Below are 18,535 nucleotides of genomic sequence, written 5' to 3' on the forward strand. Positions count from 1 at the left end.
GCTTTGAAACGTCACAGCCATGAACCAATCACCGCCCCATCGCGCTCCGGCGCCGCCCCCCGCCGCGCTCTGGCTCTGGTCTGTGCTGCTCGGCCTGCTCGCCTGGGGAGCTTCCGCCCTGCGCCACGCGCTGCTGCAAAGCAACGCCTACGACCTCGGCCTGTTTGATCAATGGGCCTGGCTGATCGGCTCTGGCCACGCCCCGATCTCGTCGATGGAAAACGTGCATGTGCTGGCCGACCACGGCGCCTGGCTGTTCTATGCCGCCGGCGCCGCCTACGCCCTGCTGCCCTCGGTTCAGTGGCTGCTGGCCAGTCAGGCCCTGGCCCTGGGGCTGACGGCGGTGCCGATCTGGATGCTCGCCAGCCAGGCAGGCCTGTCGCGGCATCGCTGCTGGCTCGCCTGCGGCCTCTGGTGGCTGCAGCCGGTGGTGTTCAACGCCAGCTTGTTCGACATGCATCCGGAAACCTGGGTGATGCCGGCTGTTGCCCTCGCCCTCTGGGCGGAGCGGGCTGAACGGCCCCGGCTCTGGCTGGCGTTGCTGCTGTTGATGCTGGGCGCACGCGATGGCCTGGTGCTGATCACGGCGGGGATGGCGCTCGATCTGGGCTGGCGCCGGCGCTGGCGCTGGAGCGCGAGCGCGGCTGCCCTCTCGGGTCTCTGGCTGCTGCTGCTGAGCCGCTGGCTGTACCCCCTGCTCCGCGATGGCGAGGGTCCGAAAGCGGCTGGGCGCATGTTCAGCCATCTGGGCGGGGCACCGGGCACGGTGCTGCAGAGCATCGACTGGAGCGGCGGCGGCCTGTATCTGCTGCTGCTGGCCTTGCCCTGCCTCTGGCTCTGGCGACGGCGCTCCCTGCCCACCCTGCTGATCGCCGTGCCACTGTTGCTCACCAACCTGCTGTCGGCATCGCCCAGTTACCGCACCCTGATCCACCACTACAGCCTGCCCCTGGCGGTGGTGGCGGTGGTGGCCGCCATCGATGGCCTCAAGGCCAGCAAAACCGAAGCGTCCCACCCCTTCCCCTGGACCCTCACCTGGGCTGTGATCTGCTGGTTGGCCCTGGCCAAACCCTGGTTTTTCACCGGCCCCTACCTGGAGCGGCTCAACGTGTTGCAGGACGCCCGATCGGCCATCGCACAGGTGCAAGCCGGCGATGCCGTGTTGACCACCAGCTATCTGGTGCCCCACTTGAGCCACCGCCAACGGATCGCCTTTCCCAAAAAAAGCTTCAGCGATGCACTCCAAGGTGATCAGTGGACAACGTTGGTTTTGCGTCCAGATGATCCCGGCTGGGGTTCGAGCCGCCGAATCCAGCAGCAGCTGCTCGACAGTGCCGCCTCGCAGAATTGGAACTGTCGCGTCTGGCCTTCAGGGTTGACGCTCTGCCGCCGCCCTGGAGTCGCCAGCAACCCTACAAATTAAAAAAGCCCACCTAGCGGTGGGCTTTGAATCGCTTTAAGCGAGCTCTCGATCAGAGAGCGTTTCCACGGGGCAGAACCTCTTCAGGGAAGACGAAGTTTTCGTGCGGCTGGTCAGCCGGTGCCATCCAGGCACGCAGACCTTCATTCAGAAGGATGTTCTTGGTGTAGAAGGTCTCGAATTCGGGATCTTCTGCAGCGCGGATCTCCTGCGACACGAAGTCGTAGGCGCGCAGGTTGAGGGCCAGGCCGATGATGCCGATGGAGCTGGTCCACAGGCCCATCACAGGCACGAACAGCATGAAGAAGTGCAGCCAGCGCTTGTTGGAGAAGGCGATCCCGAAGATCTGGCTCCAGAAGCGGTTGGCGGTGACCATCGAATAGGTCTCTTCTTCCTGGGTCGGTTCGAATGCCTTGAAGGTGTTCGACTGCTCACCGTCTTCAAACAGGGTGTTCTCCACGGTGGCGCCGTGAATGGCACAGAGCAGGGCACCGCCGAGGATTCCGGCCACGCCCATCATGTGGAAGGGATTCAGGGTCCAGTTGTGGAAGCCCTGAAGGAAGAGCAGGAAGCGGAAGATCGCTGCCACACCGAAGGAGGGAGCGAAGAACCAGCTGCTCTGGCCGAGGGGGTACATCAGGAAAACGCTGACGAACACCGCAATCGGACCGGAGAAGGCAATGGCGTTGTAAGGACGGATGCCGACGAGACGGGCAATCTCGAACTGACGCAGCATGAAGCCGATCAGGGCGAAGGCACCGTGGAGTGCCACGAAGGCCCAGAGGCCACCGAGCTGGCACCAGCGCACGAAATCGCCCTGGGCCTCAGGGCCCCAGAGCAGCAGGAGGCTGTGGCCCATCGCATCGGCGGGGGTGGACACCGCAGCGGTGAGGAAGTTGCAACCTTCCAGATACGAGGAGGCGATGCCGTGGGTGTACCAGGAGGTGACGAAGGTGGTGCCGGTGAGCCAACCACCGATGGCCAGATAGGCCGTGGGGAAGAGGAGGATGCCGGACCAGCCGACAAAAACGAAGCGGTCGCGCTTGAGCCAGTCATCGAGGACGTCGAACCATCCCCGCTGTGGCGCGCGTCCTACAGCGATCGTCATGAGAAGCGCTTCATGAAGCTTTACGTGCCGAGCCTAGGGGGCGCAGCCGGTTTATGGGACCCGCAGCCAATTAGGGGAGGAGTAGATGAGTGCAAATACTCAGCCCCAGCATCCAAGCCGGCCAGCCCTCGCATCCAGACCGCTGTTGGCGAGAATGGGCTGAGTTGAGTCCTGCAGCTGTGTACATCGTGGAACTGGCCTTGAGGATGAGCCCGATGCCGGTGTCGGTTCAGCGCAAGGAACTCCCCGATGCCGAGGCCCTGTATCAGCAGGTGCGCCAAAGCATGGAGCAAGGGCAACCGCGGTTGATGGAACTGAGCTGCGAAAAGGTCGATGGCAAGCGGGTGAGCGTGCTCACCAGCGAGGTTCTCGCTGTGCAGATCTACGAGAAGGCGGCCGCCAGCGGCGGCAGCAAGCGCCCCGGCTTCGCGTTTGATTCCTGAGGCTGGGAATGCCTGAGGCCACGGACGAGAACACCCATCGGGGCGGCGTTCGCATTGAACATCTGAGCTACAGCTGGCCCTGTGGAACCAGGGCCCTGGACCACTGCACCCTTGAGATCCCCGGCCCCGGCCTCTGGATGCTGGTGGGCAGCAATGGCAGTGGCAAAAGCACGCTGTTTCGCTTGCTTGCCGGGCTGCTCAAGCCACAGCACGGACGGATCAGCCATCAGCTCCGGCCAGCCTTGGTGTTTCAGAACCCCGACCATCAACTGTTGCTCCCCAGCTGCGGCAGCGAGCTGCTGCTGCAGCTGCCGCCAGGCTGCCCGGCCGATCAGCGCCGCCACAGAATTGAACAGGCCCTGGAACAGGTGGGCCTGGCAGGCATGGCCTCTCGTCCGATCCACACCCTCAGCGGCGGCCAGAAACAGCGGCTGGCGATTGCGGGCGCCCTCGCCAGCGACGCCAGCCTGCTCCTGCTCGACGAACCCACCGCCCTGCTCGACCCCACCAGCCAGCAGACGGTGCTGGGAACCGTGCAACAGCTCTGCCATCGCTCCGAGGGGCCCCTCACAGCCCTCTGGGTCACCCATCGCCTCGATGAGCTCGACCATGCCGATGGAGCCGCCCGCATGGAACACGGACGGATCGGCGCCTGGCAATCGGGCCGTCAGCTGCGGCAACGGCTTCAGGCCCTTGCCGGTCGGCGGGGCTGAGGGGTAAGTTCTTTGGGTGCCATTCCTCGGTAGCTCAGCGGTAGAGCGGTCGACTGTTAATCGATTGGTCGCAGGTTCGAATCCCGCCCGGGGAGCTCTTCTTTGTTTGCCGTAGCCGTGAGCTGCGGCTTTTTTTTGGCCAGCAATCGCTCGCTTTTTTTCGTGACGGGCGGAAAATTCGTCACAAAGAGGGCGGGATTCGGAAGACTTTCTGAAGAGCCTTGGCGAGTGTGGCCGCCAGCACAGCGGCAAATCCCTTACCACGCCTGAGATCCATAGCCAAGGGATCGCTCCATCGCCGCGGCGACCACCCCTGCATGGGCCACCAAATCTTGGGAGAATCCGCATAACGATTGATTCGCGTTTCGTTTCCCTGTTCGCCCGCGTCTGACGTCTGATGAAACCCTGCATCCTGCTGATTGAAGACGACAGGGACATGCGTGAGCTCGTGGGCGGCCACCTCGAGCACAACGGCTTTGATGTGCAGCGCGCCGAAGACGGCATCAAGGGTCAGGCGCTGGCGCTGCAATACTCCCCTGACCTGATCCTGCTCGACCTGATGCTGCCCAAGGTCGATGGCCTCACGCTCTGTCAGCGACTCCGCCGTGATGAACGCACCGCTGGCATTCCGATCCTGATGCTCACGGCCCTGGGCGGCACCAAAGACAAGGTGAGTGGCTTCAACTCCGGTGCCGACGACTACCTCACCAAACCGTTTGATCTCGAAGAACTGCAGGTGCGGATCAAAGCCCTGCTTCGACGCAGTGATCGGGGGCCCGTCGGCAGCGGAACCCACCAGGAAATCCTCAGCTACGGACCGCTCACCCTGGTGCCGGAACGCTTCGAGGCGATCTGGTTTGACAATCCCGTCCGCCTCACCCACCTGGAGTTCGAGCTGCTGCACTGCCTGCTCCAGCGTCATGGTCAGACCGTGGCGCCCTCGTTGATCCTCAAAGAGGTGTGGGGGTATGAACCAGACGACGACATCGAAACCATCCGGGTGCACGTGCGACACCTGCGCACCAAACTCGAGCCCGATCCGCGCAAACCGCGTTTCATCAAAACCGTGTATGGCGCCGGCTACTGCCTGGAATTACCCACCGGTGCCCAGCTTGAGGATCTGGGCGATGTGTTGGCCCAGGCCCGGCAAGACCGGCAAGAGCACGAGCAGGCCAAACGGGCCAGTGCCTGAGGGGCCACCTCATCCCGATCAGGCGTTCACAACAAGCAGATCCAGCAGCGCCACCTCCCAGGCCAAACGCGGCTGCACATAGGCCAGCAACTGCTGGCGCAGACGCTGCAACCGTTGCAGATCCTGCTCAAGGCCCTGCTGCCGCCAACGCACCTGCTCCCACCAGGCGAGCAGCCAGAGCTGTTGCTCACCATTGAGCGCTTCCGTGACCTCCCGCGCCAGCGCCAGGGCCTCCACCGGTTGCTGCGGCGGCTGCTCCAGCCTCTGGCGCAGGGCTTCCGGCACCGCCTGCCACTGCCCAGCATGATGCAGGAGCGCACCGGGTGATCCCGCCGCCAGGGCAGCCAGATCCGGCTGATTCAGGGCCTCAAGAGCCGACGACGACAGCGCTGGATCCAACCGCTCCAGCACCTGATGCATCGCCCCAGCGCTGAGCCTCACAAAACGGATCTGCTGACAGCGCGAACGAATGGTGTCGAGCAGCCGCTCGGGGGCCGCCGACACCAGGATCAACAGGCCATGCCCTGGTTCCTCCAGGGTTTTGAGCAGGGCATTCGCTGCGGCCTCCGCCATCGCTTCCGGCTCCTCCAGCACCACCAGACCGCGCCGTGCCTCCAGCGGCTGCCGTGCCAGGAAGCGGGCGAGCTCCCGGATCTGCTCCAGACGCACCTGGGGAGGGGAGCGGCGATTGACGCCGGCCTCCTCCGCTTCGGAGCGGGGAATGAGGCGCCCCTGATGGCTGTAGGTGGGTTCCACCCAGAGCAGATCGGGGTGATTGCGAGCCTCCAGACGCCGGCGTTGCCTGGAATCCGGCTGACCATCGGCCAGCACCCCCTCGAGGAAACGGAGCGCCGCCAGGCGACGGCCCACACCGTCGGGGCCATGCAACAGATAGGCGGGAGCGATCCGGTCGCAGCGGAGGGCCGCCTCGAGCAGAGACACCGCCAGCGGCTGCCCCACCAGATCGGCAAACAACGCCGTCACGGGCGTGCCCAGCGCCGGGCCTGTTGGCTGAGCAGCGCCTCCAGGGCCTCACGCACCTGGGCCAGGGGGCGATCCGCCCGCACCTCCAACCACCCCTGCTCCGCTGCCTGGGCAGCAAAACCATCCGCCACCCGCTGGAGAAAGTCCAGGCCCGACGCCTCGATCCGATCGGCACGGCGCCCCCCCCGGCGCTCCACACTCACCGCCACAGGCAGCGACAGCCAAACGGTGAGATCCGGGGTCAGACCGCCGGTGGCGATCAACGCCAACTGACGGATCAGGGCCTGATCCAGTTGGCGCCCAAACCCCTGATAGGCCATCGTTGATCCGGTGAAACGATCACTCAGCACCCAGTCGCCCCGCTCGAGGGCGGGTCGAATCACCTGGGCAACATGCTGGGCCCGATCCGCTGCGTAGAGCAGCAATTCCGCCACCGCTTCCGGTGCCGCCGCCTCGGGAGGATGGAGCAGCAGCCCTCGCAGGGCCTGCCCCAGAGCGGTGCCACCAGGCTCCCGGGTCTGAATCAGGCGAGCCGTTGATGGCATCAGCCCACTCACCGGCAACCAGGTGGCCAGATGCTCCATCTGGGTGGTTTTGCCGCAACCATCAATCCCCTCCAGCACCAGCAGCCGGCCGCGCTGGATGCTCATGGCAGCCGCAGGCTGAGGGCATTGAGCACCACCGTGATCGAGCTGAGGGCCATCAGAAGGGCAGCGAGCGGAGGCGAGAGCAGCACCCCGAAACCGGGCAACAACACCCCGGCCGCCACGGGCAGGGCGATCAGGTTGTAACCGAAGGCCCACACAAGGTTCTGACGCACTTTCGCCATCGTGCGACGCGCGAGCAGCAGCGCTTCCGGGACCCCCTCGAGGCGATCGCCGAGCAGCACGAGATCAGCCGTGTCTTGAGCGATCTGCGTGCCGGTTCCCACCGCGATCCCAAGATCGGCTGCGGCGAGAGCGGGCGCATCATTGATGCCATCCCCAACCATCGCCACCGCCCCTTCAGCCCGGAACGCTTCCAACCGTTCCAGCTTTTGCTCAGGCAGGAGCCCCCAGGCCAATTGCTCAGGGCGGAAGCCGAGCTCCCCCCCCAAACGCTCAACCGATTGACGCCGATCGCCGCTGAGCATCGCCAGCTGCAAGCCTCGATCCGCCAGCCGGCGCACCGCCGTGGCGGCATCAGGCCTGGGGCGGTCATCGACACTGATCAGGGCCAGAAAGCGCGCCTCCAGAGCCACCGCCACCAGGGAGGAGCCCGCCGCCGCCAGCCGGTCGAGCTGTTGCTGCTCGGCCTCCCCCCAGGCCACGCCCTGGCGTTGCAACCATTCGGGTGTGCCGACCAGAACGGTGCCCTCCACTCCGGCGAGGCGGCCGGAGACCCCGGCGCCCGCGATGGTGTGGCTGGCTTCCACAGGCAGCAGCGGCAGCTGACGGCGCTGGGCCTCCTGAAGCAGGGCATGGGCCAGGGGATGGCGACTGCTCTGCTCCAGACTCGCCGCCAGCTGCACGGCCCGAGCCGGATCATCACTGGCCAGCACGTGGGAGACCAGGGGGCGCCCCAGGGTGAGCGTGCCTGTTTTATCGAACACCACGCGGGAGAGATCGGCAGCCTGCTCGATCACATCGCCGCCGCGGAACAACCAGCCCTGACGGGCCGCCAGGCCCGAGGCCACGGTGATCACCGTGGGGGTCGCCAGGCCAAGGGCGCAGGGGCAAGCGATCACCAGCACCGCGATCGCGAGCTGGATCGCCAGACCCAGCGGTGTTTCCGCCCCGGCACCCAACGGCGCATGCAAGCCATGGGCCATGCCCTGCTGCATACCGTGCGCCGACACGAGTAACTCCGGCCAGAGACGGGCGCCGATCCACCACCAAAACAGCAGGGTGATCAGCGCAAGGGACACCACCCCATAGCAGAAGAGGCCGGCAACCCGATCGGCCAGCCCCTGGATCGGGGCCTTGCGGGCCTGGGCCTGCTCCACCAGGGCGATGATCCGGGCCAGGGCTGTTTCTGCCCCCACCCGCTGCACCTGAAGCACCAGGGACGCCTCCAGGTTGAGACTGCCCGATGCAAGCTCGGTGCCGGGTGCGGCCTCCAACGGCAGCGGTTCACCCGTGAGGCTCGACACATCCACCGCCGAGGCGCCATCCACCACCAGGCCATCCACCGGCACCCGATCGCCCGCCAGCAGCTGCACCCGCTCACCGGGGCGGAGATCGGACACCGGCACCTCCCGCACCGTGCCGTCATCCATCATCAGCCGAGCCACATTCGGTTGCAGCGACGCGAGCTCCTGGAGGGCACGGCCCGTGCGCAGCCGCGCCCGCTCCTCGAGGAATCGGCCCAGCAGCACAAAGCCGAGCAACATCACCGGCTCATTGAAGAAACAGGGCCAGCCCACCTGGGGCCGCAACAGAGCCACCACACTGGCCAGGTAGGCACTGCCCACCCCGAGAGCCACCAGCGTGTCCATGCTCGGTGCGCCGGCCCTGGCAGCCGCCCAGCCACCCAACAGGATCGGCCGGCCCGGACCCAGCAGCGCCACCGTGGCCAAAGCGGCATGAAAGGGCAAGGCACCCAGGATCGGCACCTGGAGTTGGCCGCCCTCGGCCAGATGTCCCAGCACCGACAGCAGCAGCAGCACCAACGCCACCATCAACTGTCGCCACTGGCGCCACCAGCCCCAGAGCCGCTCAGGATCGTCGGCCACCACAGGAGACACCCCCCTGGGCTTGGCGGGGAAGCCCCGATCGGCAAGGGCCTGGAGCACCGGCTCCAGGCCGTCGTCCCGCCCCGGCCGATCGTCATCGGCGGCCAGCTGCACCCAGGCGCTGCGGGTGACCAGATTCACGCTCGCGTCCCGCACGCCGGGCTGCTCCAACAGTGTGCGTTCCACGGCGCGCACACAGCCTCCGCATTTCATTCCTTCCACATCCAGCAGCACGGTGCTGCTGGAGGCGGCAGGCGACGACATGGGGGCCGGATGGGTGGTCACCAGCGGGGCTCAGATCAACGTCAACAGGATCACCACGCTAGGCAGGCCTGGTTGCCCCAGGATGGAGGCACCTGAGCAGGCGCGCCGTGCCCCGCAGCAATCGCAACGACAACTTCATCGACAAAAGCTTCACGGTGATGGCGGATCTGATCGTGAAGCTGCTGCCGATCAATGCGCGCGCCAAAGAGGCCTACGTGTATTACCGCGATGGTCTCTCGGCCCAGAACGACGGCGATTACGCCGAAGCTCTGGAGAATTACGAGGAGAGCCTGAAGCTGGAGGACAACCCGATCGATCGCGGTGAAACCCTTAAGAACATGGCGATCATTTACATGAGCAACGGCGAGGAAGAGCGGGCGCTGGAGACCTATCAGAAAGCACTCGATGAAAACCCCAAGCAGCCGTCCTGCCTCAAAAACATGGGCCTCATCTACGAGAAACGGGGCCGCACGGCGGAAGAGGACGGGCGGCGCGACGAAGCAGACCGCTGGTTCGACCGCGCCGCCGATGTGTGGACCCAGGCCGTGCGCCTCAATCCAGGCGGCTACCTCGACATCGAGAACTGGCTCAAGTCGACGGGCCGCAGCAACGTGGATGTGTATTTCTGAGGCTCAGGCGCGATCGTCGGCCGGATCCACCCCGAGAGCCAGCACCAGGGCTTCCGTGATCCGAGCCGCTTCCAACAGTTCGAGATCCAGGGCCGCCGCTGCCGCGCCCAGTCCGCTGCCCCTGGGCACCACGGCCCGCCGGAAGCCGAGTCGGGCCGCCTCCTGCAGGCGCAGCTCCAGTTGCGTCACCGGTCGCAACTGGCCTCCGAGCCCGAGCTCCCCCAGCAACACGGTGCCGGCCGGCAGGGTGAGATCGCGATAACTGGCCACCACGGCGGCCGCCACCCCCAGATCCGCGGCCGGTTCCTCCACCTCGAGCCCGCCGGCCACAGCGAGATAGCAGTCGAAGCGCGAGAGGGGCAATCCCATGTGCTTTTCGAGCACCGCCAGGATCTGATGCAGGCGATTCACCGCAATGCCGGTGGCGGTGCGGCGCGGACTGGCGTAGCTGGTGGTGCTGACCAAGGACTGCAGATCCACCACCAGCGGCCGCGTGCCTTCGCAGGCCACGATCGTGGCCACACCGCTGGCCTGATCTCCACTGAGAAACAGCTCGCTTGGATTGCCCACTTCCGCCAGGCCCTGCCCACGCATCTCGAACACGCCCAGTTCGTGGGTGGCACCGAAGCGGTTCTTCACGGCCCGCAGCAGCCGGTGGCTGGCGAAGCGATCCCCCTCGAAGGTGAGCACCGCGTCCACCAGATGCTCAAGCACCTTGGGCCCGGCCAGCACCCCCTCCTTGGTGACGTGCCCCACCAGCAACAGGGCCGTGTTCTGGCGTTTGGCGAGTCGTTGCAGAGCGGCGGCGCACTCCCGCACCTGGGCCACGGAGCCTGGAGCGCTGGACAGCTCGGCATCGTGGAGGGCCTGAATGCTGTCGATGATCGCCACATCCGGCTGCAGCGCCTCCAGTTCCTCGAGCACCAGCTCAAGGTCGGTCTCGGCCAGGAGCTGCAGGCTCTGAACGGCCACCCCCCCCACCGGATCCTGCAGGCGCTGCCAACGCAGCTTCACCTGCGCCGCCGACTCCTCCGCACTCACATAGAGCACGGAGCGCTGCTGCGCCATCGCCGCAGCGCTCTGCAGCAACAAGGTGCTCTTACCGATGCCGGGATCGCCGCCCACCAGCACCAGAGAACCGGGCACGACGCCGCCGCCGAGCACGCGATCCAGCTCCCCGTAGCCACTCGCCAAGCGCTGCAGAGGCTGATCCGCGAGCGCATCGATCGCCATGGACCGGCGCGCCGTCGGCGTGGTCGCCGGATCGGCGGCAGTCCTAAGGCGACGGCCATCAGGCTTAGGCGCGGCCTGCTCCACCAGGGAGTTCCAGCTCCCACAGCTGTTGCAGCGACCGAAGAACTGACGGGTCTGGGCCCCGCAGCTCTGGCAAACGAAAAAAGAGCGCGACCGTGACACGTCGAACTGTGAAGAAACTTGGCGCTGAGTGAATGATGGGCACCCCCATCAATTTATGTGTGACGAGATCTTGTAATGGCTGCTGATCTCATGACAGCCTCCGGTTCTGCTAAGGAGACCATCCTGGTCGTCGATGACGAGGCCAGCATCAGGCGGATCCTGGAGACGCGCCTGTCGATGATCGGCTACAACGTCATCACCGCCAGTGACGGCAACGAGGCCCTCGAGTGCTTCCGCGTCAACGAACCGGATCTGGTGGTGCTCGACGTGATGATGCCCAAACTCGACGGCTACGGCGTCTGTCAGGAGCTGCGCAAGGAATCGGATGTGCCGATCGTGATGCTCACCGCCCTGGGCGATGTGGCCGACCGGATCACGGGGCTGGAGCTCGGTGCCGATGACTATGTGGTGAAGCCCTTCAGTCCCAAGGAGCTGGAGGCCCGCATCCGCTGCGTGCTGCGCCGGGTCGACAAGGAGCAGGTGGCGGGCATCCCCAATTCCGGCCTGATCCAGGTGGCCGACCTGCGCATCGACACCAACAAACGTCAGGTGTTCCGTGGCGATGAGCGGATCCGACTCACCGGCATGGAATTCAGCCTGCTGGAGCTGCTGGTGAGCCGCTCCGGCGAGCCCTTCAGCCGCGGTGAAATTCTCAAGGACGTGTGGGGCTACACCCCGGAACGCCATGTGGATACGCGGGTGGTGGATGTTCATATTTCCCGACTTCGCTCCAAACTGGAGGACGATCCGGCCAACCCCGAGCTGATTCTCACAGCTCGGGGCACCGGCTATCTGTTCCAGCGCATCGTCGACTCCGTTGCCTCCGAAGGACCCTGACTCCGCCGCGACCTCCTCGCCCCGGAGCAAACCCCGCCGATCCCGCGCCGTGCGACGGCTGGTGATCTGGTATCGACGCAACGCTGCCGTCACCAGCCTGGTGGGCACAGCGGCCACATCCGCCAGTGCCGCAGGAACGGCGGCCGGCCAGGTGGCCGGTTCGGTCGGCTCGATGGCGGGGACGGTGGTGTCCAGCGCCGGGACGATGGCCGGCAGCATGCTGCAACCCCTGGTCTTCGATCCCCTGCGGCGACTGCAGGGTGGCAGCGACACCGACGATGCGGTGATCGAGGACAGCACCCGGCTCTGGGTGGCCGTGGATGGCATGGGCGGTGACCATGCCCCTGGCCCGATCCTGGAGGGCTGTCTGGAGGCGATCGAGCGACTGCCGCTGCGCATTCGCTTCGTGGGAGAAACCGATCGGGTGCTGGAGGCGGCGGCCGCCATGGACCTGAGCGCTGCCCTGGAGCAGGCGATCGCCCGGGGGCATCTGGAGCTGGTGGCCAGCGGCCCTTCGATCGGCATGCACGACGAGGCCACCACCGTGCGCCGCAAGCGGACGGCCAGCATCAATGTGGCCATGGACCTGGTGAAACGCGGCGAGGCGCTGGCGGTGTATTCCGCCGGCAATTCCGGTGCCGTGATGGCGTCAGCGATCTTCCGCCTGGGGCGGCTCGCCGGCATCGATCGACCGGCGATCGGCGCCCTGTTCCCCACCAAGGATCCAGGCCAGCCCGTGCTGGTGCTGGATGTGGGCGCCAACATGGATTGCAAACCCGCCTACCTGCACCAGTTCGCCCTGCTGGGCAACATCTATTGCCGCGATGTGCTGCAGGTGGAGCAGCCCCGCATCGGACTGCTCAACATCGGCGAAGAGGAGTGCAAGGGCAATGATCTCGCCCTGCGCACCCATGCGCTGCTCCGTGACGAGTCACGCCTGCATTTCGCCGGCAACTGTGAAGGCCGCGACGTGCTCTCCGGTGCTTTTGATGTGGTGGTCTGCGACGGCTTCACCGGCAACGTGCTGCTCAAGTTCCTCGAGTCGGTGGGCAGCGTGCTGCTCGATGTGCTCCGCGCCGAGTTGCCACGGGGGCGGCGCGGCAAGGTGGGCTCCGCCTTCCTGCGCAGCAATCTGAAGCGCATCAAGAAGCGCTTGGACCACGCGGAACACGGAGGCGCCCTGCTGCTGGGGGTGAATGGCATCTGCGTGATCGGTCACGGCAGCAGCCGGGCCCTTTCGGTGCTGAGTGCCCTGCGGCTGGCCCACTCGGCCGCCAGCCATGGCGTGATGGACGACCTCGCCGCCCTGGGCGAGCCAAAGCAGGCCGTGCAGGCCTGACTGTGGTTGACTGACGCCGACCCTGCGACCGTGTCTCTTGGCTGGATCAGCTCCACTCTCCGGTGCGACCGGTGGCGTGGCCCTGGTGGCCAGCGGCAGCGCCAGGGGTGAGCAGACGATCCGAAACGATCAGCTCGGGCTGCGGGTCGACACCAATGATGAATGGATCCGCAGCCGCACTGGCATCCGTGAGCGCTGCATCTGCGGACCGCAGCAGAGCCTGGCCGACCTGAGCCACGAGGCCGGCGATGCAGCGCTGACCATGGCTGGCTGGTCGCCCGAGAGTGTCGACCTGGTGCTGCTGGCCACCTCCACTCCCGACGACCTGTTCGGCACAGCGCCCAAAGTGCAGGCGCTGCTCGGCGCCAAGCAGGCCGTGGCCTTTGACCTCACGGCCGCCTGCAGCGGTTTTCTGTTCGCGCTGGTCACCGCCGCCCAGTTCCTGCGCGCGGGGGCGATGCGCAGGGTGCTGGTGATCGGGGCGGATCAATTGAGCCGCTGGGTCGACTGGGATGACCGCCGCACCTGCGTGCTCTTCGGTGATGCGGCCGGCGCGGTCGCGCTCGAAGCCACCACAGCCGCCGAGGATGGGTTGCTCGGCTTTGCCTTGCGCAGCGATGGGCTGCGGGGCGACTGTCTCAACCTCTCCCAGCATCAGGAGCGCCAAGCGCTGGTGGGTGGCACCAGCCATCAGGTGGGCGGCTTTGCGCCGATCAGCATGAACGGGCAGGAAGTGTATAAGTTCGCGGTGCGCGAGGTGCCGGCGATTCTTCATCACCTCCTGCAAAGCACGGAAACGGCAGCCGACAGCCTCGACTGGCTGCTGCTGCATCAGGCCAACCAGCGCATCCTCGATGCGGTGGCCGATCGCTTCAAACTTCCCCACGCCAAGGTGCTCAGCAACCTGGCCCACTACGGCAACACCTCCGCCGCCACGATTCCGCTGATGCTCGATGAAGCGGTCCGTGACGGGCGCATCCAACCCGGCCATCGGATCGCCAGCAGTGGCTTTGGCGCAGGACTCAGCTGGGGCGCGGCCCTGTTCCGCTGGCAAGGCCCCTCGTAGGCTCGCCGCACAGCTGCGCTTGGTTGATGTCGATCGCCTGGGTGTTTCCCGGTCAGGGTTCTCAGAAGACCGGGATGGCCGATCCCGTGCTCAGCCTTCCCGGTGCCGAGGAACGCTTCGCCCTCGCCTCGCGCCTGCTCGGACGTGATCTGCTGGCGATCTGTCGGGGCGAGCCCGGCAGTGACGATCCCGAACGGCACGGCCCCAACGACCTCAACGACACCCGCAACACCCAACCGGCCCTGTTCGTGGTCGAATCGCTGATCGTGGACGAACTGCGACGGCAGCAGCGGGAGCCGGCTCTGGTGGCCGGCCACAGCCTGGGGGAACTGGTGGCGCTCTATGCCGCTGAGGTTTTTGATGCCGCCACCGGGCTGGAGCTGATGCTGCGCCGCTCCGAACTGATGGCCGCCGCCGGAGGTGGCGCCATGACCGCCGTGATCGGCTTCGACCGCGATCAACTCCTGGCGCTGGTGGCCGCCAACGACGCTGTGGTGATCGCCAATGACAACAGCGCCGCCCAGGTTGTGCTCTCCGGCACCCCGGAGGCCGTGCAGCAAGTGAGTGAGCAGCTGACCTGCAAACGGGCCATTCCCCTGGCCGTCTCCGGGGCGTTTCACTCACCGTTCATGGCGGAAGCCGCCGAAGCCTTCGCCAGCCACCTCGAGGCTGTCACCTTCGAAGACGCTCGCTTCCCGGTGCTGAGCAACACCGATCCAACCCCCAGCTGCGATGCCGCCGTGCTCAAGCAACGCCTCCGGCTGCAGATGACCACCGGGGTGCGCTGGCGGGACACCATGGAGGCGATGCAAGCCGCCTCGATCGACACCGTGGTGGAGATCGGGCCTGGCAACGTGCTCAGCGGACTGGCGAAGCGCTCCATGCCGGGAGTGACGCTCAGCTCCCTGGCCGGAGCGGCTGATCTGGGGCTCTGATCCTTGGCACTCCCTGTTCCCAGACCAGGTTCTGTAGCTCCGGTGCTGCTCACGCCGCGGCCGAGCCTCACCTATCGCCTGGTGAGCTCCCTGCTCGTCTTTCCCGTGTTCCGCGGTCTGTTCAGAGGCCGCACCGTGGGGAACGAGAATGTGCCGATGCAGGGTCCTGTTGTGGTGGTGGCCAACCATGGCTCCCATCTGGATCCGCCGCTGCTGGGCCATGCCCTCGGGCGCCCGGTCGCCTTCATGGCCAAAGCGGAACTGTTCGACGTTCCGGTGCTGGGGCCGATCATCCGCGCCTGCGGCGCCTACCCCGTGCGGCGCGGAGCCAGTGATCGCGAAGCGATCCGCACAGCCACGGCCCGCCTTGAGCAGGGATGGGCCACCGGCGTGTTTCTGGACGGCAGCCGCCAAGCGAACGGCCGGGTCAATGAGCCGATGCCAGGCGCTGCCCTGCTCGCCGCCCGCAGCGGCGCCCCCCTCCTTCCCGTGGCGATCGTGAACAGCCACAGAGCCTGGGGCCCTGGCCAGAGGCGCCTGCGCACCGTGCCGATCCTGCTCCGAATCGGCACACCGATCCCAGCTCCGGCCAGTCGCCGCAAACCGGATCTGGAAGCCACCACCCGGGAGCTCCAGCAACGGATCAACGGCCTGCTCGATCAGGGCCTGCTCGATCATGGGCTTCTGGGCCAGGGTCTGCCGGGCCAGTCCCCCCACTGAGCCACCTCCCCCACGACATCCGCGCCCAGGGTTTGAGATCCCGACCGGTGAGCACCCAGGCGAGGGCGCGCAGACCATCACCCACCTGCTTCCCCAGGCTCTCCTCGAGGCAACGGGGCGCACAGGCCACCGGCACGGCGGTGAGGCGAATGCCCCGACTGCCAGCCACCAACCGCCCCACCGCCATCGCCCGGGGCAGATGGTCGCGGCTGGTGACCAGAAGCATGTGTTGCACGCCCTCACGCTTGAGGTCATCCACCAGAGAGGTGAAGTTGCCCAGGGTGTCTTTCGCCCGGTAATCCAGGCGCACCCGGCTCTGGCTCAGGCCCTCGCGATCCATCAGCCAATGGGCGTATTCGGGATTGCTACCGCCGCTCACCACCACGGGCAGTGCAAGGCGACGGCCCAGCTGCAGTCCGGCCTTCTCCCGATCCACATCGCCGCCCAGCACCAAAATGCGCTGGGGAGGCTGAGGCGTGAACCAGGCCTGGCGATAGGGCCGCAACGGCCAGGCGCTGAGAGCGCCGAGCAGCGCTGCAGCGCTCAGGATCAGAAGGCGGCGCCCCATCGGCTCACACCACACCCACCGGCGACGTGGGATATAAGGGGAGCACCTCCGACCAGGCGGCCGGGAGCCGCTGCTGATCGGCCTGGCCACAGAGATCGAGCAGATGCAGCACATCCGCCGCCACGTCCGTTGCCATGGGCAGGGCCGGACGGGGCTGGGCATCAGCAGCGAGCAGACGAGGAGCCGCCAGCTCCACCGCACCGAGCTCAGCCGGGTGGCAGCGATAGCAGCCACCGACGCGACCGCGACGGGGCAGGTCTTGCACGATCCAGAACGGTTGCTCCGGATCGAAGGCATCGACGCCGGCCGCAGCGTCTCGGGCCAGCCGGGGCGCCATCAGGGCAAAGCTGCTCAAGCCATCGAGGGGAACCTGCAGCTGCTGCGCCAGGGTGCGCGCCATCACCACGGTCAGTCGGGTGCCCGTGAACCCGCCCGGCCCTGTGGCCACCGCCAGGCGAGTGATCGACGACCATTGCGCCGACGGCAGCAGCAGCTGCACGGCCGGGATCAGGTCATTGGTCAACCGGCGGCCACAGGAAAGCACGAGATGACGCCGCGTGTCGGAGGGTTGGTCGGCGTCGAGCACGGCCACCCCAAGATCGGGGGTCGAACTGTGCAGCGCCAGGAGCCAGCGGGTCATGGGGGGAGCTTCGCACCCGGACGCAGACGCTGCCAGCGCCCAGGCTCAGCCTCAAAGCTGTCGCAGGCGCGGACGTCCCACTCCACCCCCACACGCCCGCCCTCCAGATCGCGCACGCTGATGTGAATCCGGGGCTTTCGGGGCTCCAGATCCGGAGCCGGATTGAGGTGCTCGGCTCCGTGCTGGCGCTCCACCGCGTGATAGGCCTGGCATCGATCGACCCAGCGGCAATCCACGCAGATGCACATGCCTCGCCATGCCGCTGAGCCATCCATTCTGGAGGCGGAGCCCCGCACATGGGCCTCGCTGCTCTGGCAGCGGTTGGCACCGGAGCGCTGGCCGATCCCGCTCACGGCCCTGCCACCGGGCGCGGCCCTCGTAGGAGGAGCGATCCGGGATGGACTGATCGGGCGGCTGCGGCCCCAACCGGATCTCGATCTGGTGGTGCCCGAGAACGCCCTGGAGCTCACTGCCCGGCTAGCCCAAGAACATGGCGGCGCCCGCGTGGTGCTCGATGCCCAACGCGACATGGCCCGCCTGGTGCTGAGGGGCTGGACCCTCGATCTGGCCCGGCAGGACGGGGCCGACCTGGAGGCGGATCTGTGGCGGCGGGATTTCCGGCTCAATGCGATCGCCCTGGTGATCGATCCCCAGCCCCAGTTGCTCGACCCCACTGGGGGCCTCGACGATCTACGCGCCGGGCGCCTCGCCGCCATCGCTGAACACAACCTGATCGACGACCCGCTGAGGCTGCTGCGGGGCGTGCGACTGCTGGCGGAACTGCCCTTCAGCCTCGACACCGCCACCATGGCGATGCTCAGGCGACAGCGCGCCCTGCTGGCCAGGGCGGCACCGGAGCGCATTCAGGCGGAACTGCTGCGGCTGGTGGCAGGCCCCCAGGCCGACCACGCCCTGGAGGTGCTCGACAACCTTCAGTTGCTGAAGCCCTGGCAGGAGCGGGAGGGGCCGCCACCGGCAGCACTGCCGGTGCGGGGTGCTGGCCTGGATCAGGCGGCCGCGGCCCTCAACCCAGACGAACGCGACCAAGCCTTGCCCCTGCTCCGGCTCACCGCCTGCCTGGGTGATCGGGGACTGCAGAGCCTGCGCTTCAGCAAAAAGCAGTGTCAACGCTGTGCCCGGCTGCGTCACTGGCTGACACGCCTGGAGCAAGCGGCGGACGACACGCTTGCGGAACCCGAACGCCTCCAGCTGCATCTGGAGCTGGAGAACGACCTGCCTGCCTTGATTCTGCAACTGCCCGCCGAGAGGCGAGATCACTGGTTGATGCGCTGGCGCGATGGCAGCGATCCTTTATTCCATCCCCGGGCGGCCCTGGATGGACGCACCCTGCAACGCGAACTGGAGCTGCCCCAGGGCCCCCTGCTGGGGCGACTGCTGCATCACCTGAAGCGCGAACGAGCCTTCGGGCGCATCCACGATCGCGAGGACTGCCTTGCCGCAAGCCGGACGTGGCTGAAGCTTCAATGTGATTGACTGGCCTTGCAATGACGACCCCGATCGGCCTGACCGGATCTTCACGTTTCAAAT

19 protein-coding genes and 1 tRNA gene are annotated in these 18,535 nt (G+C 66.7%); 12 read left to right on the plus strand and 8 right to left on the minus strand.

The window, feature by feature from the left end:
* The first annotated feature begins 19 nt into the window (after positions 1-19).
* Entirely contained in the window at positions 20-1,423 is a 1,404-nt protein-coding gene (locus SynRS9909_RS12280) for a DUF2079 domain-containing protein (RefSeq protein WP_038001047.1), read from the plus strand.
* A 49-nt stretch (positions 1,424-1,472) separates the two neighbouring features.
* On the opposite strand, the gene psbD is transcribed toward SynRS9909_RS12280, so the two are convergent.
* Positions 1,473-2,528: a photosystem II D2 protein (photosystem q(a) protein) gene (psbD, locus tag SynRS9909_RS12285; RefSeq protein WP_007100314.1), complete on the minus strand. Its 1,056-nt coding sequence runs from the start codon at positions 2,526-2,528 to the stop codon at positions 1,473-1,475.
* A gap of 179 nt (positions 2,529-2,707) precedes the next feature.
* Here psbD and SynRS9909_RS12290 point away from each other — a divergent pair, with 179 nt between their 5' ends.
* The 4 genes from SynRS9909_RS12290 to SynRS9909_RS12305 all read left to right on the plus strand — a co-directional run bounded on the left by SynRS9909_RS12290 (position 2,708) and on the right by SynRS9909_RS12305 (position 4,876).
* On the plus strand, positions 2,708-2,971 hold the full coding sequence (locus tag SynRS9909_RS12290) for a hypothetical protein (protein WP_007101417.1): 264 nt from the start codon (positions 2,708-2,710) through the stop codon (positions 2,969-2,971).
* Between the two features lie 8 nt (positions 2,972-2,979).
* Entirely contained in the window at positions 2,980-3,684 is a 705-nt protein-coding gene (locus tag SynRS9909_RS12295) for an energy-coupling factor ABC transporter ATP-binding protein (RefSeq protein WP_007101416.1), read from the plus strand.
* 23 nt (positions 3,685-3,707) lie between these two features.
* Positions 3,708-3,779: transfer RNA gene (locus SynRS9909_RS12300), tRNA-Asn, on the plus strand.
* Between the two features lie 302 nt (positions 3,780-4,081).
* Positions 4,082-4,876 carry a response regulator transcription factor gene (locus SynRS9909_RS12305; RefSeq protein WP_186593730.1) on the plus strand — a complete coding sequence of 265 codons (795 nt, stop codon included), beginning with the start codon at positions 4,082-4,084 and terminating at the stop codon, positions 4,874-4,876.
* 18 nt (positions 4,877-4,894) lie between these two features.
* On the opposite strand, the gene SynRS9909_RS12310 is transcribed toward SynRS9909_RS12305, so the two are convergent.
* The 3 genes from SynRS9909_RS12310 to SynRS9909_RS12320 are packed head-to-tail and all read right to left on the minus strand — an operon-like array spanning position 4,895 to position 8,837.
* Positions 4,895-5,860, minus strand: a complete 966-nt coding sequence (locus SynRS9909_RS12310; protein ID WP_007101412.1) for a DNA polymerase III subunit delta' — start codon at positions 5,858-5,860, stop codon at positions 4,895-4,897.
* Complete coding sequence (gene tmk, locus SynRS9909_RS12315; protein ID WP_007101411.1) at positions 5,857-6,510, minus strand: dTMP kinase; 654 nt, start codon at positions 6,508-6,510, stop codon at positions 5,857-5,859. The genes SynRS9909_RS12310 and tmk overlap by 4 nt, the downstream gene beginning before the upstream one ends.
* Positions 6,507-8,837, minus strand: coding sequence for a cation-translocating P-type ATPase (locus SynRS9909_RS12320; protein WP_007101410.1), 2,331 nt, complete (start codon positions 8,835-8,837; stop codon positions 6,507-6,509). The genes tmk and SynRS9909_RS12320 overlap by 4 nt, the downstream gene beginning before the upstream one ends.
* Positions 8,838-8,944: 107 nt before the next feature.
* Between SynRS9909_RS12320 and SynRS9909_RS12325 the strand changes: the two genes are divergently transcribed.
* Positions 8,945-9,466: a photosystem I assembly protein Ycf3 gene (locus tag SynRS9909_RS12325; RefSeq protein ID WP_007101409.1), complete on the plus strand. Its 522-nt coding sequence runs from the start codon at positions 8,945-8,947 to the stop codon at positions 9,464-9,466.
* A 3-nt stretch (positions 9,467-9,469) separates the two neighbouring features.
* Here SynRS9909_RS12325 and radA read toward each other — a convergent pair whose 3' ends face one another.
* The gene (gene radA, locus SynRS9909_RS12330) at positions 9,470-10,882 is read right to left on the minus strand and encodes a DNA repair protein RadA (protein ID WP_038001043.1); all 1,413 of its coding nucleotides are present in this window, start codon (positions 10,880-10,882) and stop codon (positions 9,470-9,472) included.
* 90 nt (positions 10,883-10,972) lie between these two features.
* On the opposite strand from radA, the gene rpaB reads away from it, so the two are divergent.
* The 5 genes from rpaB to SynRS9909_RS12355 are packed head-to-tail and all read left to right on the plus strand — an operon-like array spanning position 10,973 to position 15,779.
* Entirely contained in the window at positions 10,973-11,719 is a 747-nt protein-coding gene (rpaB, locus tag SynRS9909_RS12335; RefSeq protein ID WP_007101407.1) for a response regulator transcription factor RpaB, read from the plus strand.
* Positions 11,700-13,058 (plus strand): phosphate acyltransferase PlsX, encoded by a 1,359-nt coding sequence (plsX, locus tag SynRS9909_RS12340; RefSeq protein WP_038001042.1) that lies wholly within the window; start codon positions 11,700-11,702, stop codon positions 13,056-13,058. Before rpaB ends, plsX begins: the two co-directional genes overlap by 20 nt.
* A 37-nt stretch (positions 13,059-13,095) precedes the next feature.
* Complete coding sequence (locus SynRS9909_RS12345) at positions 13,096-14,124, plus strand: beta-ketoacyl-ACP synthase III (RefSeq protein ID WP_083774473.1); 1,029 nt, start codon at positions 13,096-13,098, stop codon at positions 14,122-14,124.
* A 26-nt stretch (positions 14,125-14,150) separates the two neighbouring features.
* Positions 14,151-15,059 (plus strand): ACP S-malonyltransferase, encoded by a 909-nt coding sequence (gene fabD / locus SynRS9909_RS12350; RefSeq protein ID WP_186593731.1) that lies wholly within the window; start codon positions 14,151-14,153, stop codon positions 15,057-15,059.
* A gap of 3 nt (positions 15,060-15,062) precedes the next feature.
* Positions 15,063-15,779, plus strand: a complete 717-nt coding sequence (locus tag SynRS9909_RS12355; protein WP_050752479.1) for a 1-acyl-sn-glycerol-3-phosphate acyltransferase — start codon at positions 15,063-15,065, stop codon at positions 15,777-15,779.
* On the opposite strand, the gene SynRS9909_RS12360 is transcribed toward SynRS9909_RS12355, so the two are convergent.
* Genes SynRS9909_RS12360 through SynRS9909_RS12370 form a run of 3 tightly spaced genes read right to left on the minus strand, consistent with a single transcriptional unit; the run spans position 15,703 to position 17,235 of the window.
* A complete protein-coding gene (locus SynRS9909_RS12360; protein WP_007101402.1) occupies positions 15,703-16,347 on the minus strand; it encodes a YdcF family protein in 645 nt (214 codons plus the stop codon). The two genes, SynRS9909_RS12355 and SynRS9909_RS12360, sit on opposite strands and share 77 nt — an antisense overlap.
* 4 nt (positions 16,348-16,351) lie before the next feature.
* Positions 16,352-16,987: a tRNA (adenosine(37)-N6)-threonylcarbamoyltransferase complex dimerization subunit type 1 TsaB gene (gene tsaB, locus SynRS9909_RS12365; RefSeq protein WP_007101401.1), complete on the minus strand. Its 636-nt coding sequence runs from the start codon at positions 16,985-16,987 to the stop codon at positions 16,352-16,354.
* Positions 16,984-17,235, minus strand: coding sequence for a Ycf34 family protein (locus SynRS9909_RS12370; protein WP_007101400.1), 252 nt, complete (start codon positions 17,233-17,235; stop codon positions 16,984-16,986). The genes tsaB and SynRS9909_RS12370 overlap by 4 nt, the downstream gene beginning before the upstream one ends.
* Here SynRS9909_RS12370 and SynRS9909_RS12375 point away from each other — a divergent pair.
* Positions 17,234-18,481, plus strand: coding sequence for a CCA tRNA nucleotidyltransferase (locus SynRS9909_RS12375; protein ID WP_007101399.1), 1,248 nt, complete (start codon positions 17,234-17,236; stop codon positions 18,479-18,481). The two genes, SynRS9909_RS12370 and SynRS9909_RS12375, sit on opposite strands and share 2 nt — an antisense overlap.
* Positions 18,482-18,535 lie beyond the last annotated feature (54 nt).

Source organism: Synechococcus sp. RS9909 (genome assembly GCF_014279595.1).
In the GTDB taxonomy this organism is placed as follows: Bacteria; Cyanobacteriota; Cyanobacteriia; order PCC-6307; family Cyanobiaceae; genus Synechococcus_C.